This is a genomic window from Zhengella sedimenti, from assembly GCF_046506625.1.
Lineage (GTDB): Bacteria > Pseudomonadota > Alphaproteobacteria > Rhizobiales > Rhizobiaceae > Zhengella > Zhengella sedimenti.
In genome coordinates this window covers 670,201-696,485 of record NZ_JBKFFP010000001.1, presented here as the reverse complement: position 1 = coordinate 696,485, position 26,285 = coordinate 670,201, and the positions used below count along the sequence as shown (strand labels likewise).

The window sequence follows — 26,285 nt, the reverse complement described above, 5'->3', positions numbered from 1 at the left end:
CCTTGCAACGCTTGACAGTTGTTCTCGTCTTCAGAACAGACATAGGCGCCTGATAGTTTAGAATAATTCCAAACTATTGTTTTCATGTGGCTTTTCATGTTGACATCGGCGCTGATCTTCCTCATGTCATCATGGTCCGACAAGGGTGAAGCCAATGGTGATCTGTCACTGCAACATCATAACCGGTTCCGACATCGAGGCCGTGGTGCGCGGCTTTCTCGAACAGGATTCGTGGCAGGTGATTACCCCCCTCAAGGTCTACCATGCGCTCGAAAAGAAGGGCCGCTGCTGCGGCTGCTTTCCCAACGCCATAGCCGTCATCGTGCGCACGGTCGAAGCCTGGCACCGCGAACTGGCGACGCCGGAAGCCGAGGTCGTCTCCCTTCTCGACCGGCTGCGGAGCGAGCATGAGAAGGTGGAGGCGATGCGCAAGGCGGCCCGCGCCCCGCGCCGCGCCGCCTGATCCGGATTGTTTCTGTCCGGACGGCTTGCACCCGACTCCCGAAAATTCGAAGATGACCAATACATCTTTTTGATCCGCAACGACCGAATCCGGGAGAACAGCCATGAAGGGCGACAAGCAGGTCATCGAACGGCTCAATGAAGCGCTTTTTCTGGAGCTTGGCGCGGTCAATCAATACTGGTTGCACTACCGCCTGCTCGAAGACTGGGGCTATGCGCTGCTGGCGAAGAAGGAGCGCGAGGAGTCCATCGAGGAGATGCACCACGCCGACAAGCTAGTTGAGCGCATCATCTTCCTGGAAGGCCACCCCAACCTGCAATCGGTGGCGCCGCTGCGCATTGGCGAGACGGTCAAGGAAGTGCTGGAGGCCGACCTGGCCGGCGAATACGAGGCACGCGATTCCTACCGCAAGTCCCGCGAAATCTGCCAGCAGGCCGGCGACTACGTCACGATGAAGCTGTTCGAGGAGCTTCTGGCCGATGAGGAAGGCCATATCGACTTCCTGGAAACGCAGCTCGAACTCCTGTCGACCATAGGCGAACAGAAATACGGCCAGCTCAACGCCGCGCCCGCCAGCGAGGCCGATTGACCGGGCCGGCATGGCTTTGCCGTTCGCGCCGCGTTTGACATCTGTCATTGCCGGGTGATCTGCTGGAGTGATCGTTCAGGCAGGTGAAGTCGGACGAGTCACGGCAAGGCGGCGGCGGTGCAGGACAGGACATCGGATCAGAAAGGCGAAAGCGGCCGGGCGAAGCCCCGGCTGTCCCGGAACACCGCGGGCCATCCTTCACCGCCTGGCCTCGAGGACGCTGCGGCGACCCTGGCGCCCCACGCCGAAAGCGCCGAAGCGGTCCTGTCGCGTCTGGCCGTCGAACGGGAAACGGGACTGCCGGACGACGAGGCACGCCAGCGTCTCGTCACCCATGGGCCAAACCTGCTGCGCCGCCGGCCGCCGGCCAGTATCGTTCTTCTTTTCCTCGGCCAGCTTGCCAGCCCTGTCGTCTATCTCCTGATCGGCGCTGCCCTTCTGGCCCTTGCACTGGGCGAACTGGTGGAATTCGGGGCAATCGCCATCGTTCTGGCGATCAACACGCTGATCGGCTTCGTCACGGAACTGCAGGCCCTGCGCTCCATGGAAGCCCTGCGCCAGCTGGCCTCGCGCAGCGCGATCGTCCGCCGCGGCGGCCGCCAGGTGACCGTCAATGCCGAGGATCTGGTCCCGGGCGACATCGTCATCCTCGACGCCGGCGATGTCGTGGCCGCGGACATGCGCATCCTTGAGGCCTCCGACCTGTCGGTCGATGAATCCATGCTGACAGGTGAATCCCTGCCGGTGGAGAAATCGGCGGAATCCGTCCCGGCTGGCGCCACCATCCACGAACGCGTGTCCATGCTGTTCAAGGGCTGCGCGATCTCGCGCGGCACCGGCGAGGCGGTGGTCACGGCCACCGGCATGGCCACCGAACTGGGGCATATCACGAAACTGGTCGAGGAGGCCGAACCCGACCGCTCGCCGCTGGAACGGCAACTGGAACTGCTCAGCCGCAACCTGATCTGGCTGACGCTCGTGGTGACGGCGGCTGTGGCACTGACCGGGATATGGTCCGGACGCGACCTGCTGACCATGATCGAATCGGCGGTGGCGCTGGCTGTCGCGGCGATTCCGGAAGGCCTGCCGATCGTCGCCACGCTGGCGCTCGCCCGCGGGATGCTGCGCATGGCGCGGCGCAACGCTTTGCTGGAGCGCCTGTCGGCCGTCGAGACACTCGGTGCCACCACCGTGATCCTCACCGACAAGACCGGCACGCTGACCGAAAATGCCATGCATGTCGAACGCATCGTCACCCATGACGGCACCTGCGGCCTTGACCGGGAGCAGGGCCTGCTTGTGGACGGCGGGGGCAAGCCCCTGGACCGGCCCGGCACCGCATTGACGCTCCTGCTGCGCAATGCCGCCCTGTGCAACAATGCCGAACTGGCCGGTGACGGCGAAACGGCGACCGGGGACCCGATGGAGGTGGCCCTTTTGCGTGCCGCCGCCGCCGGCGGCCAGACAAAGCCTGCCGTGCTGGCGGCTTGCCCGGAAGTCAAGGAATACGCCTTCCAGACATCGACGCGCATGATGGCGACCGTGCATCGCGACGGCGACAGCCTGTTTGCCGCGGTCAAGGGCGCACCCGAAGCCGTCTTCACCGCGCTGTCATCCGTGGCGGCCGGGGATGGCGCAAGGCCCTTCGACCGCGATGAGGAAAAAAACTGGCGCGCCGCCTGCGAAGCCATGGCCGGCGAGGGACTCAGGCTACTCGCCATTGCCGGCAAGCCCATGCAGACGCAAGACGAGCCGGTCTATGAAGGACTGACGCTTCTGGGTGTCGCGGCGTTTCGCGATCCCCCCCGCGGCGACATTGCCAGCGCCATCTCCGAAGCCCGGCGCGCCGGCATCAAGATCGTCATGGTCACCGGCGATCATCCGGCCACGGCGCGCCATGTCTCGCGCGAGGTGGGCCTCTCAGGCGACGGCGATCACGGTATCGTCGGCAGGGATCTGGAGGCGTTGGACGATGCCGCGCCGGCGCGCAAGCGCGATCTGCGCGAGACGCGCATTTTCGCCCGTGTCGATCCTTCACAGAAGCTGGACCTCATCCGCCTTCACCAGGATGCCGGCGAGGTTGTCGCCATGACCGGCGACGGCGTGAATGACGCCCCGGCGCTGCGCAAGGCCGATATCGGCATCGCCATGGGCCGGCGCGGCACACAGGTGGCCCGCGACGCCGCCGACCTGATTCTGCGCGACGACCGCTTCTCCACGATCATCGACGCGATCCGCGAAGGGCGCGTCATCTTCATGAACATCCGCCGCTTCGTGGTCTACCTGCTCTCCTGCAACCTGAGCGAAATCCTCGTCGTCGGCCTGGCTGTGCCGTTTGGCCTGCCCCTGCCCATCCTGCCGTTGCAGATCCTGTTCCTGAACCTGGTCACCGATGTCTTCCCCGCCTTCGCGCTCGGCACGATCGAGGCCGACGATGGCGTTCTCGACCGCCCGCCGCGCCCACCCGCCGAGCCCATCCTGGCACGCCGTCACTGGGCGCGGATCGTCTTCTACGGCGCGTTGATTGCGGCAACCACGCTGGCCGCGCTGTTCATCGCCATGGGACCGCTTGGCCTGACCGGCGACGCGGTAACGACCATGACATTCCATACCCTGGCGCTTGCCCAGCTTCTCCATGTCTTCAGCATGCGCAGCATGCGCGACGGCTTCCTGGGAAGCCGCCTCACACGCAATGGCTGGATCTGGGGCGCCGTGGCCCTGTGTCTCGCCATCCTTGCCGGCGCTCAGGTCCAGCCGCAGCTTGCCGCGATGCTCAACCTGGTTGCGCTCCCCGGCGAGGCCTGGGCTATGATCGCCGCCCTCGCCTTCATTCCCGTCCTCGCGGGCAGGATTGCCGGGATGCTCTTCCTCGTCCTTTCCCCCCGCCGGCAATGACCCGGTGCCGTGCCTCAACCGCCGTCACCGGTCCTGTCCGGAGTGGCGGCCGCCTTGGCGGCGAGCCGGATGAACTGCGCGTACTCCTCCTCGGTGAGACCGTCGAGGATTTCTGGCTGCAAACCGGAGACGACCGGCAGCAATGCAGCTAGGACCGCCTCGCCCTCCCCGGTCAGTTCGAGCACGCGGGCGCGCCGGTCGGCCCGGCTCCTGACGCGGGTGAGCAAGCCTTTCTGCGCCAGCCTGTCGACCACGGCGCCGATGGTCGCCGGGTCCTTGCCGACGGCATCGGCAAGTCCGGCCTGGTCGATGCCCGGAACATGGCGAAGGGCATCCAGCGCCGCGAACTGCACCGGCGTGAGGTCGTAGCCGGCCGCGCGGACGTGACGGGTGAAGACCTGCGTCGACTTCTGATGCAGCCGCCTGATGAGATGCCCCGGCATCCGCGAGCTTGCAATCATGCCACCGTCCTTTCCCGTCGAGCGCCGAACCGGCGCTTCCTATAGCAAGAAATGATATGTCAACATAGTTTTTTGATTGACGCAGGCCGCGCAAGGCCGGATATGCTAAGTTCACTTATCTTTTTCACCGCGGAGGAACGGCGATGCAATATTACGTCAACGGCTTCAGGGGCGGCGATCCCGACATCCGCGAGGCCGCGCCCGGCCGCGTGCTGACGGGTGGGCGCAGGCAATTGCCGCAAAAGGTCGACGTTCTCATCGCGGGATGCGGACCGGCCGGCCTGTGCCTTGCCGCCCAACTCGCCCAGTTCCCGGAAATCGAGACCATGATTGTGGAACCGAAGCCGGGACCCATCGAGAAGGGCCAGGCGGACGGCCTGAATGTCCGCTCGATGGAGATGTTCCAGGCCTTCGGCTTTGCCGAGAAGGTCAAGCGTGAAGCCTATTGGGTCAACCAGACCAATTTCTGGGCGCCCGATCCGGCCAACCCGTCCGCCATCAAGCGCATCGGCCGGGTGCAGGACGTGGCCGACGACCTCTCGGAAATGCCGCACACCCTGATGAACCAGGCGCGCGTGCACGAGATGTTCCTCGACGTGATGCGCAATTCGCCGTCGCGGCTGGAACCGGACTATTCGCTGGCCGTGCGCGACCTCGCCGTCGACACCGCCACGGACGACCATCCGGTGACTGTGACCCTGGAGCGCACCGGCGGAGACAAGGCGGGCGAGACCGTCACCGTGCGGGCCAACTACGTGGTCGGTTGCGACGGCGCGCGCTCAAACGTGCGCAAGGCCATTGGCGGCGAACTGCACGGCGACGCCGCCCACCAGGCTTGGGGCGTCATGGACATCCTGGCCAACACCGATTTCCCGGATGTGCGCATGAAATGCCTGATCGCCTCGCAGAAGGAAGGCAATGTCCTCATCCTGCCGCGTGAGGGCGGCTACCTTTTCCGCATGTATGTGGAACTCGACAAGCTCAATCCCGACGAGCGCGTCGCCAACCGCAACCTGACTATCGACCACATGATCGCGGCCGCCAACCGCATCATGGCCCCCTATTCCATCGACGTGAAGGAAGTCGTCTGGTGGTCGATCTACGAGATCGGCCATCGCCTGACAGACAAGTTCGACGACGTGCCCGAAGGCGAGACGGCGACCCGCAATCCGCGCGTCTTCACCGCCGGCGATGCCTGCCACACCCACAGCCCGAAGGCCGGCCAGGGCATGAACGTGTCCATGGGCGATACCTTCAATCTTGGCTGGAAACTGGTCCAGGTCTTGAAAGGCCGCTCGGACCCGGGCCTGCTGCACAGCTATACCGCCGAGCGCCGCGCGGAAGCCAAGCGCCTGGTGGAAACCGACCATGCCTGGGCGCGCATCATGAGCGCCCCGCCCGGCCAGTCCGAACTCGACGGCACCGGCATACCCCGTTTCCAGGAGCATTTCATCCGCAACGGCGTGTTCACCGCCGGCCTGGAAGTCCGCTATGAGCCCTCGGCCATCGTCGCCGCGAATGCCCGCCAGGAACTTGCCACCGGCCAGGAAGTGGGCAGGCGGTTCCACTCCGCCCCGGTCGTCCGCCTGGCCGATGCCATGTCCATGCAATTGGGCCACGTGGCCGAGGCGGACGCACGCTGGCGCATCTATGCCTTCGCCGGCAAGGCCGATTCCTCGGCGCCCGGATCGGCCATTCACCGCCTGTGCGACTGGCTGGAGAACGATCCCGCCTCCCCGGTGCGCCGGCATACCCGGCCCGACGAGGACATCGATGCTGTCATCGACCTGCGCGCCGTCTTCCAGCAGGGTTTCGACGAACTGGCCTATGAGGACATGCCCGCCCTGCTGAAGCCCGCCAAGGGCAGGCTTGGCCTGCGCGACTTCGAGAAGGTGTTCTGCGTCGACAGGAAGACCGGCCAGGATATCTACGCCATGCGCGGGATCGACCGGGACAACGGCTGCATGATCGTCGTCCGGCCGGACCAGTATGTCGCCCATGTCCTTCCGCTCAACGCCCGTCAGGAACTGGCATCCTTCTTCGCCGGCTTTCTTCTGCCGGCCGACGGCGCCTGACCCTCTGCCTGCCCGCCACCAGCGGCAAGTCCGGCGGCGCAGAATGCGATCAGATGCGCGATCTGGTCTTCTTCCCGCGCCGCCCCGCCGCCAAGCGCGCCGATCCTGTTCTGCGATGTCAGCAGGGCGAGCATGGCCGACACGCTGAAGACGAAACCCTCGGCCGCCTGGTGCCTTGAAAGGCCCGGGCAAAGGGCAGCGATCTCGGCCAGGAAGTGTCCTGCCACCGGATCGAAATGCGCCTGCGAAATCGTCCGCCAGCGGTCGTCCGCGGAAACATGGGCGACGAGACGGGCATAGTCGCGCCAGCGCGGCTCCTCCCGCGACAGCGCGAAGAACGGACGCAGGAAAGCCCCCAGCAGCGAGACCAGCGTCAGCGGACCCTGGCGGCGCGCCTGTTCAAGCGCGTCCAGGCGCGCGCGCGCCAGCGTTTCGGCCCGCCGTGCGACTGTCTGGTGGAACAGCGCCTCCTTGCCACCGCCATGATGATGGACGGACCCGACCGGTTCGCCGGCCGCCGCAGCGATGTCGCGAATGGTTGCTCCGTCATAGCCGCGCGCCGCGAAAACCGCTTCCGCCGCGTCCAGGATGCGCTTCCGTGTCGCGAGCGAACGCCGCGATGGCGCTCTTTTGCGCGTTTTTTCAGGGTCTTGCGTCGTCTGCATGAAATGATCTTGTCTTGTTTCGAACAAATGTTCAACATTGGCGAAAACGGGAGGGATCCTTGACCACGAAGAATGACCGGCTTGCCCTGATCGGGGCCGGGCCGATGGGCCTTGCTGCCGCCAAGCTGCTCAGCGAGCACGGTCTTGCCTTTCAGGGCTTCGAACTGCATGGCGATGTCGGCGGATTGTGGGACATCGACGGCCCGCGCTCGACCATGTACGAATCCGCGCACCTGATATCATCGAAGCGGATGACGGAGTTTGCTGACTTCCCCATGGCCGGGAACGTGGCGGAATATCCCTCGCATCGCGAACTGAAGGGCTACTTCCGCGACTTCGCACGGCATTTCGATCTCTACCGGCACTACCGCTTCAACGCCGAGGTCCTGCGCTGCGAACCGCTCGGCGGTTCCGGCGACGGCTGGAGGATCACATGGCGCGACGGCGACGGTGCGCAGCACGAGGAGACCTTCGCGGGCCTGCTGATCGCCAACGGGACGCTTTCAACGCCCAACATGCCGCGCTTCGAGGGAGAGTTTGCCGGCGAACTGATACACTCCAGCGCCTACAGGCATCCCGCCAAGTTCGACGGCAAGCGCGTACTGATCATCGGGGCCGGCAATTCCGGCTGCGATATCGCGGTGGACGCGATCCATCACGCTGAAAGCTGCGACCTTTCCATGCGGCGCGGCTACTATTTCGTCCCGAAATACATCTTCGGCAAGCCGGCCGACACGCTGGGCGGCGCGATCCGCCTGCCCATGGCTCTCAAACGGATCGTCGACCAGACCATCCTGAAATGGTTTGTCGGCGATCCGCAGAAATACGGCTTCCCCAGGCCGGACTACCGGCTCTACGAAAGCCATCCGGTGGTGAACTCGCTGGTGATCTATCATGCCGGCCATGGCGACATCCGCATCCGGCCCGACATCGACCGTTTCGACGGCCATACCGTGTTTTTCAAGGACGGCACCAGCGCGGATTACGACATGGTGCTTGCAGCGACCGGCTACCGCCTGGACTATCCATTCATCGACAACGCCCTGTTGAACTGGCAGGGCGATGCCCCGCATCTCTACCTCAACTGCATGCATCCCGAACGCGACGACCTGTTCGTCCTCGGCATGGTGGAAGCCTCGGGCCTCGGCTGGCAGGGCCGCCACGAGCAGGCCGAAATGGTCGTGCGCTACATCAAGGGCCTCGGCGAGGGATCGGCCGCGGCGCGGGCCTTGCAGGCGAAGAAGGCCGGGGGTTTCAACCGCGCGACCGGCGGCATGAACTACATCGACCTGCCGCGCATGGCCTATTATGTCGACAAGGCGACCTACCGGAAGGCGGTCGGGCGCTGGATCGCCCGGCTTGCGGGAGGCAGGACATGATCGACGAGGCCGTCCTCGACTTCGCGCCCGGGTCGCTGATGCTGCTCAACGCCATCCTCGCCGTGGTCATGTTTTCCGTCGCCATCGACCTGCGGCCGAAGGATTTCAGGGTGCTTTTAAGGGCACCCAAGCCGCTTGTGACCGGCCTTGTATCGCAGTTCCTCGTACTCCCGCTGCTGACCTTCCTGATGGTCCTGGCAATCCGGCCGCAGGCTTCCGTCGCGCTCGGCCTGATCCTTGTCGCCGCCTGTCCGGGCGGCAACATCTCCAACTTCATCACCCATCGCGCCGGAGGCAACGCCGCCCTCTCGGTCTCCATGACAGCCCTGGCCACGGTGGCGGCCATACTGCTGACACCGTTCAACATCGCCTTCTGGGGCAGCCTCTACGAACCCTCGGCGGGGATCCTGCGCGCAACCCGCATCGACCCGGTCCAGATCGCCATCACCGTCGGCCTGATGCTCATCCTTCCGCTCGTTCTGGGAATCGTCCTCAACACAAGGCGCCCCGATCTCACCGCCCGGATCAGGCGGCCGCTGCAATGGCTGTCGATGGGCATCTTCATCGCTTTCATCGTCATCGCGCTGGCCGCCAACTGGGCCCAGTTCCTGGCCTATGCGGGCGGCATTGCCGGAATCGTCATCCTGCACAACGCCCTGGCGCTTGGCGGCGGCTACGCCACGGCGACGCTTGCGGGGCTTTCGCCCTTCGACCGGCGCGCGGTGACCATCGAGACCGGCATCCAGAATTCCGGCCTCGGCCTCGTTCTCATCTTCGCCTTCTTCGGCGGATTGGGCGGCATGGCGGTGGTCGCCGCCTTCTGGGGCATATGGCATGCCGTATCGGGGCTGGCACTGGCCGCCGTGATGGGCCGGAATGAGGCGGCACGATGAGCCGGGTGGTGGTGACGGGCGCGGCCGGGACGGTCGGGCGCGCGCTTCTCGCCGAGTGGCCGGACGGCGATCTCCTCGCCACCGACCTGGGCGACGGCGGCCTGCCGGCCGGTGTCCGGTTCCGCAGCATGGATGTCACCGGCATCGACCCGGACCGCGTGATCGGTGAGGAAGCACCGGAAGTCGTGGTGCATCTCGCCTCCATCGTGACGCCACCGCCCGGCATGGCGCGCGCCACCGCCCACGCGGTCGACGTCACCGGCACCCGCAACGTCCTGGATGCCTGCATCCGCCATGGGGTGAAGCGGCTGGTGGTGACGAGTTCGGGCGCCGCCTACGGCTATCACGCCGACAATCCGCTGCCCCTCGTCGAGACCGATCCCTGCCGCGGCAATCCCGAATTCGCCTATGCCGATCACAAGCGGCAGGTCGAGGAAATGCTGGCCGCCGCACGCATGGCCCATCCCCGTCTGGAGCAGGTGGTTCTGCGCGTGGGCACCGTGCTCGGCGCCGGGGTGGAAAACCAGATCACGGCCCTTTTCCGGCGCAGGCGAATCCTTGCCATCCGCGGCAGCGACAGTCCCTTCGTCTTCATCTGGACGCGGGACCTTGCCCGCATCCTAAGGCGCGCCGCGACCAACGGCCCGCCCGGCATCTTCAACGTGGCCGGTGACGGCTGGCTCACCGTGGACGATCTGGCAAGCGCCCTCGGCAAGCCCCTGCTGCGCCTGCCGGCAGGGCTCCTCAAGGCCGCGCTTGCGATCGCCCATCCGCTCGGCCTGACCCGCTACGGGCCCGAACAGGTCCGCTTCCTGCAATACCGGCCCGTGCTCTCCAACGAACGGCTCAAGGACGTGTTCGGCTATCGCCCGGAACTCGCTTCGGCCGAAGTCTTCGATCTCTGGAAACGGGAGGCGGGCCTGTGAGAACGGCAGTCATCTCGGGCGGCAACGGCGGACTGGGCCGCGCCCTGGCGGCGCGGCTGGAGGCCGACGGCTGGCATTGCGTGCTGATGGACATCGATGTCGCAGGCCTGCAAGCGACCGCCAGCCGCACGCCGGTGCAGGTGGATCTGACAGACGGCACGGCGCTGCGCAAAGCGGCAGACGCCGTGATCGCCGCCCGCCCGTCCATCGATCTCGTGATCTACAATGCCGGCATCACGCAGGTCGGGCCCTTTGCCGAAGCCGGCGAGGCGGCGCACCGGCGGGTCTTCGAGATCAACTATTTCGCCGCCGTCGCCATGGCGCGCGCCTTTCTCCAGCCGGTCCGGGAAAGCCGGGGCACCCATCTCGCCATCTCCTCGGTCGCCGGCTTCGCCCCGCTCGTCAACCGCACCGCCTATGCCGCCTCGAAACATGCCATGCAGGGCTTCTTCACTTCGCTGCGCTCGGAGGAAAGGACCTTCGGCGTTCGCACGCTGATCGCCGCGCCAAGCTTCGTGGCCACCAATATCGGCAATGCGCAGCGCACCGGCGACGGGATCATGCGGCCCGGCGCGGCTTCCGACGGTGTCGACTACATGACGCCGGACGATGCCGCCCGGACGATCCTGCGCGGACTCGCGAAGGGCCGCGATTTCATCCCTGTCGGCCGCGTCGCGGTCATGGCGTCTTGGCTGACGCGCCTTTCGCCACGGCTCTACCAGTGGGCCATGCGGCGCAAGATCAGCGGAAATCACTGAAGGCAGCCGGCGGCGGTTTCCGGCATGATGGCCCGCCCAGGCAGGCGGGATTGACGCGCGATCCGATTTGTTGAATACTGAATTCAGAATGCAGAATTCAGGAAAAGCGATGAAGATCCTTCCCGCCCAGCCGAGCCTCACCGAACAGGTCTATACCGTCATCGTCGACGAGATCTGCAGCGGCGCCCTGCCCGAGGGCGCCCACCTCGTCCAGGAACAGCTTGCCGCCCGCCTTGGCGTGTCACGCCAGCCGGTGCAGCAGGCGATGGCCCTGCTCAAGGCCGACGGACTGGTCGAGGAAGTGGGGAGGCGCGGGCTTTACGTCACGCCGCTCGACATCGACCTGATGCGCCAGCACTACGAGATCCGCGCCGTGCTTGACGGCCTGGCAACGCGCATGGCGGCTGAACAGGTCCGCCGGTCCCTCGACGCGGCCCGGACCATGGCGGACCGCGGGCAAGCCATTCTCGTGAAAGGCCAGGCAGCCGTCGCCAGTGGCGATGTCGCCGAACAGGTCCGCCAAGACGAGGCGTTTCACAACCTGATCTACGACCATTCGGGCAATGCGCTCGTGGCCCGCACCGCCGAGCCGCATTGGCGGTTCCTGCGCCGGGCCATGGGCGAGGTCTTGCGCAGCGCGAAACTGCCGGCCGACATCTGGCGCCAGCACGGCGAGATCCTCCATGCGGTGCTGTCCGGAGATGCCGCGAAGGCGGAGCAACTGGCCGTGGAACACGACCTGAACGCATCCGAAACACTATACGCCGCTCTCGTCCGCAGGCAGGCGCAATCCGCTTGAGAGGAGGCGGACACATGGCAACAGTGCAGACCATCGGCCAGATGCTGGCCGCGCATGCCCGCACGCAGCCCGAAAAGCTCGGCGCGCGCGATCTTGATCGCCAGATGACCTGGCGGGAATGGAACACCCGCGCCTGCCGGTTGGCGAACGGCCTGCTGTCGCTCGGGCTGGCAAAGGGCGACCGGGTCGCCGTCTTCGCCTACAACCGGGTGGAGTGGGCCGAGATCTATGGCGCTGTCGCCAAGGCAGGGCTGATCGCCGTGCCGGTGAACTTCCGGCTGACGGGTCCGGAGGCCGCCTACATCGCCCGCGATTGCGGCGTGTCGGCGATCATTGCCGAGGCTGCGCTCTGCGACCTGGTTGACGGCATTCGCGCCGGCCTCGACATTCCCGGCGGCCGTTTCGTGCGCATCGGCGGGGAGGCGGAAGGCTGGCGCGGCTACGAGGAACTGATCGCCAGCGCTTGTCCCTCGGAGCCCGGCATCGCGGTTTCGCCGGACGACCCCTGGTGCCTGATGTATACCTCCGGCACCACCGGCAACCCGAAGGGCGCGATCCGCAGCCACCGCGGCATGGCCATGGTCGCGCTGATGACGCAGGTCGAGTTGAGCCTGAAGCGCAAGGACGACGCGCTGCTTGTCATGCCCATGTGCCATGCCAATTCGCTGAACTTCTTCACGTCCTTCCTGTCCATCGGCGGGACGGTAACGGTGTTCAACCGCGCCAATTTCGACCCCGCACTGTGCCTGCGGACCATCGGCGAACTGGGCGTGACCTTCACCTCGCTCACGCCGACGCATTTCATGATGTTGCTCGACGTGCCCGAGGCCGAACGCGGCGACGCCGGTTTCGGCCGCGTCGAAAAGCTGATGATTTCGTCGGCTCCGGCACGGGCGGAGACCAAGCGCGCGGTGATGGAGATGTTCCCCAATTCCGGCTTGTTCGAACTCTATGGCTCGACCGAGGCCGGATGGGTCACCATGCTGCACCCGGACGAGCAGTTCGACCATCTCGGCACGGTCGGCCGCGAGGTGGTGGGGTCCATGCCCATCCGCCTGCTGGACGACGACGGCAACGAAGTGGCCGACGGCCAGCCCGGCGAACTCTTCTCCTGCGGCCCCTATGCCTTCGACGGCTACTGGAACCTGCCGGAAAACACGGCCGAAGCGATGCGCGGCGACTATCTGTCCGTTGGCGACATGGCGATCCGCGATGCCGACGGCTACATCCGCCTGATCGACCGCAAGAAGAACCTGATCATCACCGGTGGCGAGAACGTTTACCCGACCGAGGTCGAGGCCGTGCTCGGCCAGCACCCGGACGTCAAGGATGTCGCCGTGGTCGGCCAGCCGGACGACAAGTGGGGGGAGCGTGTCGCCGCCGCCGTGGTGCTTCGCGCAGGGTCCACGTTGACCGCCGAGGACCTCATCGCGTGGTCGCGCGACCGGTTGGCGGGCTACAAGCGGCCGCGTGCGGTCGTGTTCCTTTCACCGGAGGAAATGCCGCGCAACACGACCGGCAAGATCCTTCACCGCGTGCTGCGCGACATGCTGGCCGGACGCCCGGCCTGACCGGCGGCGGAAAAAGATTTCAGGAAGGAATGACCATGACCGGAATGCAGGATCTCAATCGCGACGAAGACAATGTCGCCGCCTGGATCGCCCACGCGCTGGAAAGGCGTGGCATCGACCGTGTCTTCGGCCTACAGGGCGGGCATATCCAGCCGATATGGGATCATCTGGCCCGGCGCGGCATCCGAATCATCGACGTGCGCGACGAGGGCGCGGCCGTGCACATGGCCCATGCCCACGGCGAACTGACCGGCAGCCTCGGCGTCGCCATGGTGACGGCCGGTCCCGGCGTCACCAATTGCGTGACCGGCATCGCCAATGCCTCGCTCGCCAGGGTCCCCCTGCTGCTGATCGGCGGCTGCACCTCGCGTCCGCAGGCCAACATGGCGCCCCTGCAGGACATTCCCCATGTCGACATCCTGAGGCCCGTCACCCGCTATTGCCGCACCGCGCGTGTTGCCGAACAGGTGATCCGCGAACTCGACGAGGCCATCGCGCGGGCGTTCGGCGACATGGGCGAACCCGGCCCGTCCTATATCGAGGTGCCGACCGACGTGTTACGCACACGGGTTCCCGCGCACCTGATCCCGTCGGACTGGCTGGCACCCAAGCCGGTGCGCCGGGCCGTCCCGGAGCCGGACCGGATCGCCGAGGCCGTGGCGGCCATCCGGGCCGCAAGACGGCCCCTTGTCGTCAGCGGCCGTGGCGCGCGCGGCGCATCGGACCAGATCGTGCGCTTCCTGGACGCCACCGGGGCGCTCTACCTCGACACGCAGGAAAGCCGCGGCCTGGTGCCGGCCGGTCATCCGGCCGTGGTCGGCGCGGTGCGCGCGGCCGCCATGGCGCAGGCCGATCTCGTCATCACCCTGGGCCGCAAGCTGGACTACCAGCTTGGCTATGGCTCTCCCGCCGTCTTTCCCGAAGCCCGCTTCCTGCGCATCGCCGATACGCCTGGCGAACTGGTCGACAACCGCCGCGGCCAGCCGGAAATCCTGGCCAGCGTCCCCATCGCGCTCGACGCGCTGAGCGACGCGCTGGGCAATGATGCCGGATCGCGTGACGGCGCATGGGTTGACGGACTGTGCGCCAGGCACGCCGAACGCATTGCGAAGGGCCGGTCCAGCGCTGCCCCGCAGCGCGGCGCGGACGGAAAGATCCACCCGATGGCGGTCTTCGAGGCGCTTCGTGATGTCGCAACGCCTGACCATATCGCCATTGCCGATGGCGGCGACCTGCTGAGCTTCGCCCGCGTCGGGCTGGAAGCGCGCACCTACATGGACGCCGGCGCCTTCGGCTGCCTCGGCGTCGGCGTGCCCTTCGCCGTGGCCGCGGCCCTTGCCTTTCCGGACCGGCAGGTCATTTCGGTTAATGGCGACGGCGCTTTCGGCATCAACGCCATGGAGATCGACACGGCCGTGCGCCACGGCGCCAGGGCCGTCTTCATCGTGTCCAACAATGCCGCCTGGAACATCGAGCGCTACGACCAGGAGGCCAACTATGGCGGCCGCGTGGTCGGCACGACGCTACGCCATTCCGACTACGCGGCCATGGCCCGGGCGCTTGGCGCCCATGGCGAACGGGTGGAAGAACCGGCCGACCTGAAAGGCGCCATCGAACGGGCCCTTGCCCATGCGCCGGCGGTGATCGACATTGTCACGTCGCAGGACGCGGTGTCGTCCGACGCCATGAAGGGCCTCGGCTTCGTGCCCGACTACCAGCCGCTGACCGCCTGGGACGAGGCCGAACGCAAGCGGCGCGAATCGGCAGGTTGAGGAGGTATCCATGATCGGACGGCAGGTACCCGAAGCGGTTTTCCACACCCGTGTCCGCAACGATGCGCTTGGAGGCCCGAACCCTTATGAGTGGCGGCAACTGACGAGCGGGGACGTGTTCAGGGGACGCAATATTGTTCTCTTCGCGCTGCCCGGCGCGTTCACGCCGGCCTGCTCTGATTCCCACCTGCCCGGCTACGAGGCAAGTTACGATGCCTTCCGTGCCCTGGGCGTCGACGAGGTCGCCTGCCTGGCGGTCAACGACGCCTTCACCATGTTCCATTGGGCACGCGCTCACGGCATTTCGCGCGTTTTCATGCTGCCGGACGGCAATGGCGACTTCACCCGGCTGATGGGCATGCTTGTAAGCCGGCGTAACACCGGCATGGGTTTCCGGAGCTGGCGCTACTCCATGCATGTGGTGGACGGGGAAATCAGGCGCTTCTTCGCTGAACCCGGCTTTCGCGACGAACCGGACGGCGTTCCGGTCGGCGTCTCGGCTGCCGGCGTCATGCTCGACGACATGAGGCGCTGAACGAAGGGCCGCTGCCCGCAACCGGCGCGCGGGTCACCGCGCTTACCGCCCCGGCCCGGCCTCGCAGCCGTGACCGGTCACCAGGACGGAATCGCCCTGTCTTTCTCATTTTGGGATATCGGCGGACAGTAGCGGCGACATTTCGAACCGGCAGGTTTCGCAATCCCGGCCGCGCGCCGCGCAGTCAGCGCGCCCCATCGGAGGCGCAAGCGAAGCGAACTGGCGTGAGATCGATCACGTGGCGGAGAGGGGGGGATTCGAACCCCCGATAGAGTTGCCCCTATGCCGCATTTCGAGTGCGGTGCTTTCAACCACTCAGCCACCTCTCCGCTTGTGGTTGACGCCGTTACCGGCGCGGGCGCTTCAATAGCGGGAGGCAGGGGCTGACACAAGGGCTAAATTGATGGCAGGCCTGCTTTTCGTCCGCCTTGGCGGCTGCAGGCATTGACTTGCAGCCCGCAAAAGGCTATCCGCACGCCCGTCTGGCGGTGTGGCCCAACCACGCCGCTTGATTGTTTTTCCGGCGCCAGGCAACGGGGCCTGTCAATGACAGGCGCAGGGGCTGAGGCGGGCGGAAACCCCAGACCGGGCGCAAGCCCGTTCCAAGACTGACAAAAAGACGGACGGACCGGCCATTCGGACGGTTCAGATCCGGACGGACACTGAAAGGAAGAAAGATGTTCGCAGTCATCAAGACCGGTGGAAAGCAATATCGCGTTGCCGCCGAAGACGTGATCGAGATCGAGCGCGTTGCCGGTGAAGCCGGCGATATCGTCACGCTCGGCGATGTTCTCATGGTCGGCGAAGGCGCCGACGCCACCATTGGCGCGCCCTTCGTGGACGGCGCCTCGGTCGCCGCCGAGATCGTCGACCAGAACCGTGGCCCGAAGGTGATTTCCTTCAAGAAGCGCCGCCGCCAGAATTCGCGCCGCAAGCGCGGCCATCGCCAGCTGCTCACCACGGTTCGCATTTCCGAGATCCTGACCGGCGGCGCCAAGCCCTCCAAGGCTGCTGCCCCCAAGAAGGAAAAGGCCCCGGCCAAGCCCGAAGCCGCAGCCGCCGCCCCGCTGTTCACCGCGCCGGAAGGCGAGGCCGACGACCTGACGAAGATCAAGGGCATCGGCCCGGTCGCCAGGCGCCAGCTTGCCGAGCAGGGCATTACCCAGTTCGCCCAGGTCGCCGCCCTGTCCGACGAGGACATCGCCAGGATCGACGAGGCCATGCCCTTCTCCGCCGACCAGATCAGCGACTGGCGCGAGCAGGCCAGGGAAATGGTGAAGTAAGCCGCAACCGGCTGACGCTTGAATTCGGGCGCGCAAACGCCCATAAGGAACGAAAGGCGCCGGAACGGCGCAAAGGAGACTGACAATGGCACACAAGAAAGCAGGCGGTTCGTCCCGTAACGGTCGCGATTCCATCGGCCGCCGTCTTGGCGTCAAGAAGTTCGGCGGCGAGAAGGTCGTACCGGGCAACATCATCATCCGCCAGCGCGGCACCAAGTGGCATCCGGGCAACAATGTCGGCATGGGCAAGGATCACACGATTTTTGCCGTGACCGAGGGCGCCGTGTCTTTCGCCAAGAAAGCCAATGGCCGAACCTATGTGTCCGTCGTGCCGATGGCCGACGCAGCGGAGTAAGCCGGTTCCGCACCAAACACCGGCGGCCCGCCTCGGGTTCCGGTGTCTGGAAAAGCCAGCAGAAGGATCAGGGGAGATGGGCCGCCATCTCCCCTTTTTCTTTTGGCCTGACGGAGGAACCCATGGTCGAGGATGTCAAGGAGACTGAAGACGAAAGTCCGTTCCGGATCGATTGCCCCGTGCTGGTGACCGACCGCCTCGTGCTGCGCAAGCCGCATGAGACGGACGCCCCGGACCTGGCCCGCCTGGCCGGAAATCCGCGCGTCGCCCTGATGCTGACCCGCATGCCGCATCCCTATGGCGAAGCCGATGCGCAGCGGTTCCTCGATCACGCCGCCCGCCGGAGCGACGGCTGCATCTATGCCGTGACGCTGGCCGCCAATGGCCGTTTCATCGGCTGCGCCGGACTGGAACCGGCCGAAGGCGGCGCACTGGAGATCGGCTACTGGTTCGGGCAGCCCTACTGGGGCAAGGGCTATGCCACCGAGACAGCCCATGCCCTTGTTGACGCCGCCTTCCGGGGCACCGCCGTCGACCGGCTGGAAGCGGCCTGCCGCGTGACCAACAGCGCCTCGCGCCGGGTCCTGCACAAGTGCGGCTTCCAGTTCACCGGCCATGGCATGAAGTCGTCGCTTGCCGCCGGGCGCATCAATGTCGAGCGTTACCGCCTCGACCGCGCCACCTGGATCGGCCTGAAAAGCTGGACGGCCCGGCAATGACGCCGGGCCGGCCTTCCGAGGGATGAAATCTTCGCGCCCGCTTGTGCCGCGCGAAGCTTCAAACCGGCATTGAAATGCTCTAATGAAACGCGTCCGCCTCCAGGGGCGGGGCGGCGCACTCCGGGAAGATTGGCGAAAACGATGAAATTTCTTGACCAGGCAAAGGTCTACATCCGCTCCGGAGACGGCGGCGCGGGCTCCGTCTCCTTCCGGCGCGAGAAGTTTATCGAGTTCGGCGGACCCGACGGCGGCGACGGCGGGCGCGGCGGCGATGTGTGGATCGAGGCCGTCGACGGGCTGAACACGCTCATCGACTACCGCTACCAGCAGCATTTCAAGGCAAAGACCGGCATGCATGGCATGGGCCGCCACAAGACCGGCGCCAAGGGCGCGGACGTGGTGCTCAAGGTGCCTGCCGGAACGCAGGTCTTCGAGGAGGACAACGAGACCCTGGTCTGCGACCTGACGGAGACCGGCCAGCGCTTCCGCCTCGCCAAGGGCGGCAATGGCGGCTTCGGCAACATGCATTTCAAGTCCTCCACCAACCAGGCACCGCGCCGCGCCAATCCGGGCCTGCCGGGCGAGGAGCGCACCGTATGGCTGCGCCTGAAACTGATCGCCGATGCCGGCCTTGTCGGCCTGCCCAATGCCGGCAAGTCGACATTCCTCGCCACGGTGACCCGCGCGAAGCCGAAGATCGCCGATTATCCCTTCACCACGCTGCATCCCAATCTGGGCGTGGCCCGCATCGATGCGCGCGAATTCGTGATTGCCGACATTCCGGGCCTCATCGAGGGCGCCCATGAAGGCGTTGGCATCGGCGACCGTTTCCTGGGCCATGTGGAGCGGACCCGCGTCCTGCTGCATCTTGTTTCAGCGCGCGAGGAGGACGTCGCGGCCGCCTATCGCACCGTGCGCAAGGAACTGGACGCCTATGGCCACGGGCTTGCCGGCAAGCCGGAAATCGTCGCGCTTTCGCAGGCGGACCTGCTCGATGCGGAGGCCCGGACGGAAAAGACGGCGGCACTCGCCGGTGCCAGCGGGCGCGTGCCGCTGCTCATCTCGGCGGCCACCGGCGAGGGCATGGAGGCGGCACAGCGTGCCCTCATGGACATCATCGAACAGGAACGCGGCGCCGACACCCCCCAAGAGCCCGACGAGCGCTGGCAGAAGTGACGCGGAAACCATGGCCATGCTCTCCCGCTACAGACGCATCACGGTCAAGATCGGCTCCGCCCTCCTGGTCGACCGCAGGACGGGCCTGAAACGCGGCTGGCTGGCCGCACTGGTGGCCGACATCGCCCGGCTGAAGGCCGGCGGCGCGGACGTGGTCGTCGTCTCCTCCGGCGCCATCGCGCTGGGCCGCACGATTCTGGGCCTCGGCCGCCGGCAGTTGAAGCTGGAGGAAAGCCAGGCAGCCGCGGCGGCCGGCCAGATCGCGCTGGCGCAGGCCTGGTCGGAGGAACTGGCCCGCCACGGCATCATTGCCGGGCAGGTGCTCGTCACGCTCGGCGACACCGAGGAACGGCGGCGCTACCTCAATGCCCGCGCCACCATCGGCACGCTCCTGAAAATGGGCGCCGTGCCGGTCGTCAACGAGAACGACACCGTGGCCACCACCGAGATCCGCTATGGCGACAATGACCGCCTTGCCGCCCGCGTCGCCACCATGATGTCGAGCGACCTGCTGGTCCTGCTCTCCGACATCGACGGCCTCTACACCGCGCCGCCCGCGCTGGATCCTGCCGCCCGCCACATCCCGCTGGTCGCGCGCATCACGCCCGATATCGAGGCCATGGCCGGCGCGGCGGCGTCCGAACTGTCGCGCGGCGGCATGCGCACGAAGCTCGATGCCGGCAAGATCGCCACGACGGCCGGCACGGCCATGATCATCGCCTCCGGCGAGGTCGATCATCCGCTGCGTGCCATCGAGCAAGGCGCGCGCTTCACCCGTTTCGAACCCGCTGCAACCCCCGTCTCGGGCTACAAGGGCTGGATTGCCGGGCAACTGGAGCCGGCCGGCCGGCTGGTGATCGATGACGGCGCGCTGAAGGCACTGCACGAAGGCCGATCGCTGCTGGCGGCGGGTGTGCGCGCGGTTTCGGGCAATTTCGCCCGTGGCGACACCGTGGCGGTGATGACCGCCGACGGGCGGGAAGTGGCCCGCGGCCTGGTTGCCTACGATGCCGCCGACGCCGTGCGGATCGCCGGGCGCAAGAGCGCCGAGATCGAGGCCGTTCTCGGTTACCAGGCCCGTTCCGCCATGATCCATCGCGACGATCTCGTGGTCACCGCGCCGGTCCCGTGACGGCGCCGCGATTGCCCGCCGCCCGACGACCATGTATTGACCCTGCGACAGGGAGACCGGACATGCTGACAACCGACAGCGCCAGCAAGACAGACATTCACGCCCTCATGGCCGAAATGGGCAGGCGCGCCCGTGCAGCCGCCGCCCCCCTGGCCATCGCCAGCCCGCAGGCCAAGCATGCCGCGCTGATGGCCATGGCCGATGCCATCGAGGCCGACATGGACGCAATCCTGGCCGCCAACGCCATCGACATGGAAAACGGCGTGGAGGCCGGCCTGACGCCCGCCATGCTGGACCGCCTGAAGCTGGACGAGGGCCGCATCGGCGCCATGGCCGGCGGCATCCGCGCCATCGCCGGCCTGAAGGATCCCGTTGGCGAGATCATGGCCGAATGGGACCGCCCGAACGGCCTTCATATCGAGCGCGTGCGCACCCCGCTCGGCGTCATCGGCGTCATCTACGAGAGCCGGCCCAATGTCACCGCCGATGCCGGTGCGCTCTGCCTGAAAGCGGGAAACGCAGTCATCCTGCGCGGCGGCTCGGATTCGGTGAACTCCTCGGCAGCCATCCACGCCTGCCTGGTGCGCGGCCTTGAGGCAGCCGGACTGCCCGCCGACGCCATCCAGCGTGTTCCGGTGACCGACCGGGCCGCTGTCGGCGAATTGCTGACGGGCCTCGACGGCAATGTCGACGTCATCGTGCCACGCGGCGGCAAGAGCCTGGTCGCCCGCGTGCAGGCCGATGCCCGCGTACCGGTCTTCGCCCACCTGGAAGGCATCTGCCATGTCTACGTGGACGCGTCCGCCGACCTTTCCATGGCGGTCGCCATCGTGCTGAACGCCAAGTTGCGCCGCACCGGCATTTGCGGCGCCGCCGAGACGCTGCTGGTCGACCGTGCCTGTGCCGCCAGCCACCTGCCGCCGATTCTCGAGGCGCTGGCCGCAAAGGGTTGCGAGATCAGGGGTGACGACGCGGTCATGGCGCTCTGGGAGAATGCGAAGGAAGCGGCGGCCGAGGACTGGTCGACCGAGTATCTCGACGCCATCATTTCCGTGGCCGTGGTCGACGGCGTGTCGGGCGCGATCGATCATGTCAACCGCTACTCGTCACATCATACCGAGGCCATCGTCGCCGAGGACGGCGCCGCCGTCGAGCGCTTCTTCAACGAGATCGACAGCGCCATCCTGCTGCATAATGCCTCCACCCAGTTTGCCGATGGCGGCGAGTTCGGGATGGGTGCCGAGATCGGCATCGCCACGGGCAAGATGCATGCCCGGGGACCGGTCGGCGTGGAACAGCTCACATCGTTCAAGTACCGGGTGCGCGGCACCGGCCAGATCCGCCCCTGATGGACGCCACGGAGGGCCTGGACGCGCACTACCTGCGCATGCCGGCGACCGCGCCCGGTTTGCGTGTCGGCCTGTTCGGCGGTTCCTTCAACCCGCCTCATGCCGGCCATGCGCTGGTCGCCGAGATCGCGCTGCGCCGCCTGGCGCTCGACCAGCTGTGGTGGATCGTCACGCCGGGCAATCCGCTCAAGGACAATGCGAACCTGGCACCGCTGGCACAGCGCGTGGCCGCTTCCGAGGCGGTCAAGCCGGGGCCGAAGGTCAAGGTCACCGCCTTCGAGGCCGCCCACAGCGTGCGCTACACAGCCGACACGCTGGCACTGGTCAAGGCGCGCAAGCCCGGCGTGCGCTTTGTCTGGATCATGGGCGCCGACAATCTGCGCAGCTTCCACCGCTGGCAGCGCTGGCGCGAGATCGCGCGCACATTTCCCATCGCGGTCATCGACCGTCCCGGCGACACGCTGTCCTTTCTCTCATCGCGCATGGCCAAGACCTTTGCCGGCGCCCGCATCGACGAGGCCGACGCCCCCCGCCTCGCCTTTCTCGATCCGCCCGCCTGGACCTTCATCCATGGCCCGCGCTCTTCCATGTCCTCCACGCAGCTGCGCGCGCAGGCGGACGGCAATTCCACCCGTTGAAACAGGTCGTGAACACTGTTTGCGGGCGCTGTCTTGAAAATGCAGTGCTTTGCTGCCACCTTTTGAAGGTGCACCGGAAAAGGTGCGCGTCGCGTTCTCATGATGAAAGGAAAGACACTGAGGACAGCTACTGAAACGAAGGCACGCGAATTGTCTTCACGGGCTGAGGCAGGCCGGAGATCCGGCGCCGAGGCAGCCCTTCAGACGGCCCTTGAATCGCTAGAAAACTCCAAGGCCGAAGACATTGTTTCCATTGACATCCAGGGCAAGTCCAGCCTTGCCGACTACATGGTCGTAGCCTCCGGGCGTTCGCATCGCCATGTCGCCGCCGTGGCTGACCACCTGATCAAGGCCCTCAAGGAGGCCGGCCATGGCAATGCCCGGGTCGAGGGTCTGTCCGGCGCTGACTGGGTGCTGATTGATTCGGGCGATATCATCGTCCATGTCTTCCGCCCCGAGGTTCGCGAGTTCTACAACATCGAGAAGATGTGGCAGGCTCCGGACCTGGAGGACAGCACCCTGCACTGACCCTTTCCGGGTTTTCGCGAAGGGAGTGCGCATGCGGATCGTCGTCCATGCCGTGGGCCGGATGAAAGCCGGCCCCGAACGGGAATTGTCGGCGCGCTATTTCGAGCGCTTCTCCAGGTCCGGTCCGCCGCTCGGCTTCGACTTCGCCGGCGTCAGGGAGATCGCCGAAAGCCGGGCACCCGGCGCCGAAAGGCGCAAGGCCGAGGAAGCCGAACCGCTGTTGCGCATGGCCGCTGAGGGCGCCTTGCTCGTCCTCCTCGACGAGACCGGGAAATCCCTTTCATCGGAGGACTTCGCCGGCAGGCTTGCCGGCTTCCGCGACGAGGGCCGGCGCGACCTCGTTCTCGCCATCGGTGGCCCCGACGGCCACGATCCCGCGCTGCGGCGCGATGCCGGCCTGCTTCTGTCCTTCGGCCGCATGACCTGGCCGCACCAGGTCGCGCGCATCCTGCTGGCCGAACAGCTTTACCGCGCCTGCACCATCCTCTCCGGGCATCCCTATCACCGGGCGTGATCGCCGCCGCATCTCTTTTGGTTAATGATTCCTTTGCCCGGCTCCGCTAGGGTGGAAGCATGAAAAGCCGGTCGTCCCCATCTGCGGTATTTGCTGCGGCGTTGCTCGCCGGTGCGCTTGCCGTTGGCATTGCGCCGGTCATGCCGGCCGGCGCGCAGCAAGACGGGCTTCCCGACCCGGCGCAGATCGAGGCACGCCAGGACGAGACGCGCGCCGCCTATGAGCGCATCGCGGCCGAGATGGCGGCATCGCAGGACCGGACGGCCGGTCTCGCAGCCGAGGTCGAAGCGCTGAACAGGGACGCGACGGCGATTACCGCCGCCCTGATCGAATCCGCCAGGACCGAGAAGGCGCTGTCCGACGATATCGCGTCCATCGCCGGGCGGATCGGCGACCTGGATATCCAGAAGGAGTCCGTTCGCCGGTCGCTCAAGGGCCGGCGCGGCATCCTCGCCGAGGTGCTCGCCGCGCTGCAGCGCATGGGCCTGCATCCGCCGCCGGCCATCCTGGTCAAGCCGGAGGATGCGCTCGGCTCGGTGCGCAGCGCCATCCTGCTCGGTGCGGTCGTGCCGGAATTGCGGGCGCAGACCGCGATCCTGGTCGCCGACCTGGAGGAACTGCAGCGGGTCACGGCGGCTATCCTGAGCGAGCGACAGCGCCTTGAGGAGGCCGTGCGCAGCCAGGTCGCCGAACGCCAGCGCCTTGATGCACTGCTGGCCGAGAAGGCCCGCCTGCGCGACGAGACCGAGGCGCGCATGGCCGCCGAACAGGCCCGCGCCGAGGAACTTGCGGAGCGCGCAACGTCGCTGCAGGACCTGATTGCATCGCTCGACGCGGAGATCGCCTCCGCCCGGGAAGCCCGCGAGGCCGCGGCAAAGGCAGAAGCCGAGGAACGCGACAGGGCAGAGAAGCTGGACCGGTTGCGCACCCAGGAACGGCCGGTCCCGGAGCAGAACCGGCTGGTCGGCGGCCTGCCCTTCGATGCCATGAAGAGGCGTCTGCTCCTGCCGGTGTCAGGGCGCCTGCAGCACCGGTTCGGCCAGCTTTCGCCCGACGGGCTGCACTACACCGGCGACACCATTCAAACACAATCGGGCTCTATCGTCACATCGCTTGCGGATGGCGCGGTACTCTTCGCCGGCGCCTTCCGTTCTTATGGCCAACTCTTGATCCTGGATGCCGGCGATGGATATCATGTCGTGATGGCCGGCATGGAGAGGCTCAACGTGGTCCAGGGCCAGAAGGTGGCCGCAGGCGAGCCGGTTGGCGCGATGGGGGAAAGACGGGTGGCGGCTGTTGCCGCCGCGGGTGATGAAATGGGACAACCGGAGCTCTATGTTGAGATTCGGAAGGACAGGAAACCCGTTGATCCGGCACAATGGTGGTCGGACAAGGTAGCCGGAAGGACGAGGAATGATTCGTAAGGTTGCACTTCTTGGCGCGGGCGCTCTCATGGGAGCGGTGGCGGTGACAGCGGTTCAGGGCGGGCCTTGGGCGCCGGCCAATGCGGCCGGTTCCGAGACCTATCGCCAGCTCGCCATCTTCGGCGATATTTTCGAGCGCGTCCGTGGCCAGTACGTCACGCCGCCGGACGAGAAGAAGCTGATCGAATCGGCGATCAACGGCATGTTGACGTCGCTCGATCCGCATTCCTCCTATCTCAATCCCGACGATGCCAAGGACATGCGCGTCCAGACCAAGGGCGAATTCGGCGGTCTCGGCATCGAGGTCACCATGGAGAACGAACTGGTCAAGGTGATCACGCCCATCGACGACACCCCCGCCATGCGTGCGGGTGTCCTGGCGGGAGACCTGATTGCCGAGATCGACGGCGAGGAAGTGCGCGGCCTGTCGCTGGCCGAGGCCGTGGACCGGATGCGCGGCGAGGTGAACACGCCGATCGAGCTGACCGTCCTGCGCCAGGGTGCCGACAAGCCGCTCAAGATCAAGATCGTGCGCGACATCATCAAGGTGAAGGCGGTCAAGGACCGCGTCGAGGAGGATGTCGGCTACATCAAGATCACCTCGTTCACCGAAAAGACGTTCGGCGACCTGCAGGACGCGGTAACCCGGATCAAGAAGGAAGTGCCCGCCGACACGCTCAAGGGCTACGTGCTCGACCTGCGCCTCAATCCCGGCGGCCTGCTCGACCAGGCGGTCGCCGTGTCCGACGCCTTCCTCGACAAGGGCGAGATCGTTCGCACCAAGGGCCGCGAGGACCGCAACATCGATCTCTATTCGGCCCGTGCCGGTGACCTGACCGACGGCAAGCCGGTGATCGTCCTGATCAATGGCGGTTCGGCCAGCGCCTCGGAGATCGTCGCGGGCGCGTTGCAGGATCATCGCCGCGCCACCGTTCTGGGAACGCGTTCCTTCGGCAAGGGATCGGTCCAGACCATCATTCCGCTGCAGGAAAACGGTGCCCTGCGCCTGACGACGGCGCTCTATTACACCCCGTCGGGCAAGTCGATCCAGGGTGCGGGCATCAACCCAGACATCGAGGTTGCCCAGCCCCTGCCCGACGAACTCAAGGGCCGTGACCTGACGCGTGGCGAATCGGAACTGCGCGGCCACATCAAGGGTGACGAGGAAAACGAGGAAGGTTCGGGTTCCATCGCCTATGTCCCGCCCGAGGCCAAGGATGACCTGCAGCTTCAGGCCGCCCTTCAGCTCCTGCGCGGCGAGACGACGAATCCTGCTTTCCCGCCGAGCCCCGACAAGGCGGTCGTCCTTCAGCAGGCTCAATGACCGGTGATCCCGCGGCCCGGTTCCGGGCCGCGGTCCTTGTCCAGACAGGCGATACGGGGCCG

25 protein-coding genes and 1 tRNA gene are annotated in these 26,285 nt (G+C 66.4%); 23 read left to right on the top strand and 3 right to left on the bottom strand.

The features are described from left to right. Window positions 1-154 precede the first annotated feature (154 nt). From ACLB6G_RS03515 to ACLB6G_RS03505, 3 genes are all read left to right on the top strand, one after another. Window positions 155-463 carry a (2Fe-2S)-binding protein gene (locus ACLB6G_RS03515; RefSeq protein ID WP_410354718.1) on the top strand — a complete coding sequence of 103 codons (309 nt, stop codon included), beginning with the start codon at window positions 155-157 and terminating at the stop codon, window positions 461-463. Between the two features lie 103 nt (window positions 464-566). Continuing rightward, window positions 567-1,052: a bacterioferritin gene (gene bfr / locus ACLB6G_RS03510; protein WP_410354717.1), complete on the top strand. Its 486-nt coding sequence runs from the start codon at window positions 567-569 to the stop codon at window positions 1,050-1,052. 117 nt (window positions 1,053-1,169) lie between these two features. Next, complete coding sequence (locus ACLB6G_RS03505; protein ID WP_410354716.1) at window positions 1,170-3,947, top strand: cation-translocating P-type ATPase; 2,778 nt, start codon at window positions 1,170-1,172, stop codon at window positions 3,945-3,947. 14 nt (window positions 3,948-3,961) lie between these two features. On the opposite strand, the gene ACLB6G_RS03500 is transcribed toward ACLB6G_RS03505, so the two are convergent. Then, window positions 3,962-4,408, bottom strand: coding sequence for a MarR family winged helix-turn-helix transcriptional regulator (locus ACLB6G_RS03500; protein WP_410354715.1), 447 nt, complete (start codon window positions 4,406-4,408; stop codon window positions 3,962-3,964). A gap of 143 nt (window positions 4,409-4,551) precedes the next feature. Between ACLB6G_RS03500 and ACLB6G_RS03495 the strand changes: the two genes are divergently transcribed. After that, window positions 4,552-6,483, top strand: a complete 1,932-nt coding sequence (locus tag ACLB6G_RS03495) for an FAD-binding monooxygenase (protein ID WP_410354714.1) — start codon at window positions 4,552-4,554, stop codon at window positions 6,481-6,483. Here ACLB6G_RS03495 and ACLB6G_RS03490 read toward each other — a convergent pair. Then, window positions 6,429-7,148: a TetR/AcrR family transcriptional regulator gene (locus tag ACLB6G_RS03490; protein ID WP_410354713.1), complete on the bottom strand. Its 720-nt coding sequence runs from the start codon at window positions 7,146-7,148 to the stop codon at window positions 6,429-6,431. The two genes, ACLB6G_RS03495 and ACLB6G_RS03490, sit on opposite strands and share 55 nt — an antisense overlap. Window positions 7,149-7,207: 59 nt before the next feature. Here ACLB6G_RS03490 and ACLB6G_RS03485 point away from each other — a divergent pair, with 59 nt between their 5' ends. The 8 genes from ACLB6G_RS03485 (at window position 7,208) to ACLB6G_RS03450 (ending at window position 15,781) form a co-directional block, all read left to right on the top strand. Further along, window positions 7,208-8,527 carry a flavin-containing monooxygenase gene (locus ACLB6G_RS03485; protein WP_410354712.1) on the top strand — a complete coding sequence of 440 codons (1,320 nt, stop codon included), beginning with the start codon at window positions 7,208-7,210 and terminating at the stop codon, window positions 8,525-8,527. Then, a complete protein-coding gene (locus ACLB6G_RS03480; protein ID WP_410354711.1) occupies window positions 8,524-9,420 on the top strand; it encodes a bile acid:sodium symporter family protein in 897 nt (298 codons plus the stop codon). Before ACLB6G_RS03485 ends, ACLB6G_RS03480 begins: the two co-directional genes overlap by 4 nt. Next, window positions 9,417-10,346: an SDR family oxidoreductase gene (locus ACLB6G_RS03475; protein WP_410354710.1), complete on the top strand. Its 930-nt coding sequence runs from the start codon at window positions 9,417-9,419 to the stop codon at window positions 10,344-10,346. Before ACLB6G_RS03480 ends, ACLB6G_RS03475 begins: the two co-directional genes overlap by 4 nt. Then, on the top strand, window positions 10,343-11,104 hold the full coding sequence (locus ACLB6G_RS03470) for an SDR family NAD(P)-dependent oxidoreductase (RefSeq protein ID WP_410354709.1): 762 nt from the start codon (window positions 10,343-10,345) through the stop codon (window positions 11,102-11,104). The genes ACLB6G_RS03475 and ACLB6G_RS03470 overlap by 4 nt, the downstream gene beginning before the upstream one ends. Window positions 11,105-11,213: 109 nt before the next feature. After that, entirely contained in the window at window positions 11,214-11,903 is a 690-nt protein-coding gene (locus ACLB6G_RS03465; protein ID WP_410354708.1) for a GntR family transcriptional regulator, read from the top strand. 14 nt (window positions 11,904-11,917) lie between these two features. After that, a complete protein-coding gene (locus ACLB6G_RS03460; protein ID WP_410354707.1) occupies window positions 11,918-13,474 on the top strand; it encodes a class I adenylate-forming enzyme family protein in 1,557 nt (518 codons plus the stop codon). Window positions 13,475-13,509: 35 nt separating this feature from the next. Further along, window positions 13,510-15,246 carry a thiamine pyrophosphate-binding protein gene (locus ACLB6G_RS03455; RefSeq protein ID WP_410354706.1) on the top strand — a complete coding sequence of 579 codons (1,737 nt, stop codon included), beginning with the start codon at window positions 13,510-13,512 and terminating at the stop codon, window positions 15,244-15,246. A gap of 10 nt (window positions 15,247-15,256) precedes the next feature. Next, a complete protein-coding gene (locus ACLB6G_RS03450) occupies window positions 15,257-15,781 on the top strand; it encodes a peroxiredoxin (RefSeq protein ID WP_410354705.1) in 525 nt (174 codons plus the stop codon). Window positions 15,782-16,020: 239 nt separating this feature from the next. Here ACLB6G_RS03450 and ACLB6G_RS03445 read toward each other — a convergent pair. Beyond that, window positions 16,021-16,110 (bottom strand) — tRNA-Ser (locus tag ACLB6G_RS03445). Between the two features lie 348 nt (window positions 16,111-16,458). Here ACLB6G_RS03445 and ACLB6G_RS03440 point away from each other — a divergent pair. From ACLB6G_RS03440 to ACLB6G_RS03390, 11 genes are all read left to right on the top strand, one after another. Beyond that, window positions 16,459-17,064 carry a 50S ribosomal protein L21 gene (locus ACLB6G_RS03440; protein WP_410354704.1) on the top strand — a complete coding sequence of 202 codons (606 nt, stop codon included), beginning with the start codon at window positions 16,459-16,461 and terminating at the stop codon, window positions 17,062-17,064. 85 nt (window positions 17,065-17,149) lie between these two features. After that, on the top strand, window positions 17,150-17,419 hold the full coding sequence (gene rpmA, locus ACLB6G_RS03435; protein WP_099307432.1) for a 50S ribosomal protein L27: 270 nt from the start codon (window positions 17,150-17,152) through the stop codon (window positions 17,417-17,419). Window positions 17,420-17,541: 122 nt separating this feature from the next. Then, entirely contained in the window at window positions 17,542-18,138 is a 597-nt protein-coding gene (locus tag ACLB6G_RS03430; protein WP_410354703.1) for a GNAT family N-acetyltransferase, read from the top strand. A 141-nt stretch (window positions 18,139-18,279) separates the two neighbouring features. Continuing rightward, window positions 18,280-19,314 carry a GTPase ObgE gene (obgE, locus tag ACLB6G_RS03425; protein ID WP_410354702.1) on the top strand — a complete coding sequence of 345 codons (1,035 nt, stop codon included), beginning with the start codon at window positions 18,280-18,282 and terminating at the stop codon, window positions 19,312-19,314. 10 nt (window positions 19,315-19,324) lie between these two features. Continuing rightward, on the top strand, window positions 19,325-20,446 hold the full coding sequence (gene proB, locus ACLB6G_RS03420; protein WP_410354701.1) for a glutamate 5-kinase: 1,122 nt from the start codon (window positions 19,325-19,327) through the stop codon (window positions 20,444-20,446). A gap of 11 nt (window positions 20,447-20,457) precedes the next feature. Continuing rightward, window positions 20,458-21,795 (top strand): glutamate-5-semialdehyde dehydrogenase, encoded by a 1,338-nt coding sequence (locus ACLB6G_RS03415; RefSeq protein ID WP_410354700.1) that lies wholly within the window; start codon window positions 20,458-20,460, stop codon window positions 21,793-21,795. Beyond that, the gene (locus ACLB6G_RS03410) at window positions 21,795-22,433 is read left to right on the top strand and encodes a nicotinate-nucleotide adenylyltransferase (protein ID WP_410354699.1); all 639 of its coding nucleotides are present in this window, start codon (window positions 21,795-21,797) and stop codon (window positions 22,431-22,433) included. Before ACLB6G_RS03415 ends, ACLB6G_RS03410 begins: the two co-directional genes overlap by 1 nt. A gap of 99 nt (window positions 22,434-22,532) precedes the next feature. Then, on the top strand, window positions 22,533-22,961 hold the full coding sequence (gene rsfS, locus ACLB6G_RS03405; RefSeq protein ID WP_410354698.1) for a ribosome silencing factor: 429 nt from the start codon (window positions 22,533-22,535) through the stop codon (window positions 22,959-22,961). 31 nt (window positions 22,962-22,992) lie between these two features. Next, window positions 22,993-23,475: a 23S rRNA (pseudouridine(1915)-N(3))-methyltransferase RlmH gene (rlmH, locus tag ACLB6G_RS03400; protein ID WP_410354697.1), complete on the top strand. Its 483-nt coding sequence runs from the start codon at window positions 22,993-22,995 to the stop codon at window positions 23,473-23,475. A gap of 59 nt (window positions 23,476-23,534) precedes the next feature. Continuing rightward, window positions 23,535-24,899 carry a murein hydrolase activator EnvC family protein gene (locus ACLB6G_RS03395; protein WP_410354696.1) on the top strand — a complete coding sequence of 455 codons (1,365 nt, stop codon included), beginning with the start codon at window positions 23,535-23,537 and terminating at the stop codon, window positions 24,897-24,899. Further along, window positions 24,889-26,223 carry a S41 family peptidase gene (locus ACLB6G_RS03390; protein ID WP_410354695.1) on the top strand — a complete coding sequence of 445 codons (1,335 nt, stop codon included), beginning with the start codon at window positions 24,889-24,891 and terminating at the stop codon, window positions 26,221-26,223. Before ACLB6G_RS03395 ends, ACLB6G_RS03390 begins: the two co-directional genes overlap by 11 nt. Window positions 26,224-26,285 lie beyond the last annotated feature (62 nt).

Bases quoted from the DNA above. Each gene is read 5' to 3' on its own strand.
- ACLB6G_RS03515 (WP_410354718.1), top strand. From the start codon at position 155: ATGGTGATCTGTCACTGCAACATCATAACCGGTTCCGACATCGAGGCC.
- bfr (WP_410354717.1), top strand. From the start codon at position 567: ATGAAGGGCGACAAGCAGGTCATCGAACGGCTCAATGAAGCGCTTTTT.
- ACLB6G_RS03500 (WP_410354715.1), bottom strand. From the start codon at position 4,408: ATGATTGCAAGCTCGCGGATGCCGGGGCATCTCATCAGGCGGCTGCAT.
- ACLB6G_RS03495 (WP_410354714.1), top strand. From the start codon at position 4,552: ATGCAATATTACGTCAACGGCTTCAGGGGCGGCGATCCCGACATCCGC.
- ACLB6G_RS03490 (WP_410354713.1), bottom strand. From the start codon at position 7,148: ATGCAGACGACGCAAGACCCTGAAAAAACGCGCAAAAGAGCGCCATCG.
- ACLB6G_RS03480 (WP_410354711.1), top strand. From the start codon at position 8,524: ATGATCGACGAGGCCGTCCTCGACTTCGCGCCCGGGTCGCTGATGCTG.
- ACLB6G_RS03475 (WP_410354710.1), top strand. From the start codon at position 9,417: ATGAGCCGGGTGGTGGTGACGGGCGCGGCCGGGACGGTCGGGCGCGCG.
- ACLB6G_RS03465 (WP_410354708.1), top strand. From the start codon at position 11,214: ATGAAGATCCTTCCCGCCCAGCCGAGCCTCACCGAACAGGTCTATACC.
- ACLB6G_RS03460 (WP_410354707.1), top strand. From the start codon at position 11,918: ATGGCAACAGTGCAGACCATCGGCCAGATGCTGGCCGCGCATGCCCGC.
- ACLB6G_RS03455 (WP_410354706.1), top strand. From the start codon at position 13,510: ATGACCGGAATGCAGGATCTCAATCGCGACGAAGACAATGTCGCCGCC.
- ACLB6G_RS03450 (WP_410354705.1), top strand. From the start codon at position 15,257: ATGATCGGACGGCAGGTACCCGAAGCGGTTTTCCACACCCGTGTCCGC.
- ACLB6G_RS03440 (WP_410354704.1), top strand. From the start codon at position 16,459: ATGTTCGCAGTCATCAAGACCGGTGGAAAGCAATATCGCGTTGCCGCC.
- rpmA (WP_099307432.1), top strand. From the start codon at position 17,150: ATGGCACACAAGAAAGCAGGCGGTTCGTCCCGTAACGGTCGCGATTCC.
- ACLB6G_RS03430 (WP_410354703.1), top strand. From the start codon at position 17,542: ATGGTCGAGGATGTCAAGGAGACTGAAGACGAAAGTCCGTTCCGGATC.
- obgE (WP_410354702.1), top strand. From the start codon at position 18,280: ATGAAATTTCTTGACCAGGCAAAGGTCTACATCCGCTCCGGAGACGGC.
- proB (WP_410354701.1), top strand. From the start codon at position 19,325: ATGGCCATGCTCTCCCGCTACAGACGCATCACGGTCAAGATCGGCTCC.
- ACLB6G_RS03410 (WP_410354699.1), top strand. From the start codon at position 21,795: ATGGACGCCACGGAGGGCCTGGACGCGCACTACCTGCGCATGCCGGCG.
- rsfS (WP_410354698.1), top strand. From the start codon at position 22,533: ATGATGAAAGGAAAGACACTGAGGACAGCTACTGAAACGAAGGCACGC.
- rlmH (WP_410354697.1), top strand. From the start codon at position 22,993: ATGCGGATCGTCGTCCATGCCGTGGGCCGGATGAAAGCCGGCCCCGAA.
- ACLB6G_RS03395 (WP_410354696.1), top strand. From the start codon at position 23,535: ATGAAAAGCCGGTCGTCCCCATCTGCGGTATTTGCTGCGGCGTTGCTC.
- ACLB6G_RS03390 (WP_410354695.1), top strand. From the start codon at position 24,889: ATGATTCGTAAGGTTGCACTTCTTGGCGCGGGCGCTCTCATGGGAGCG.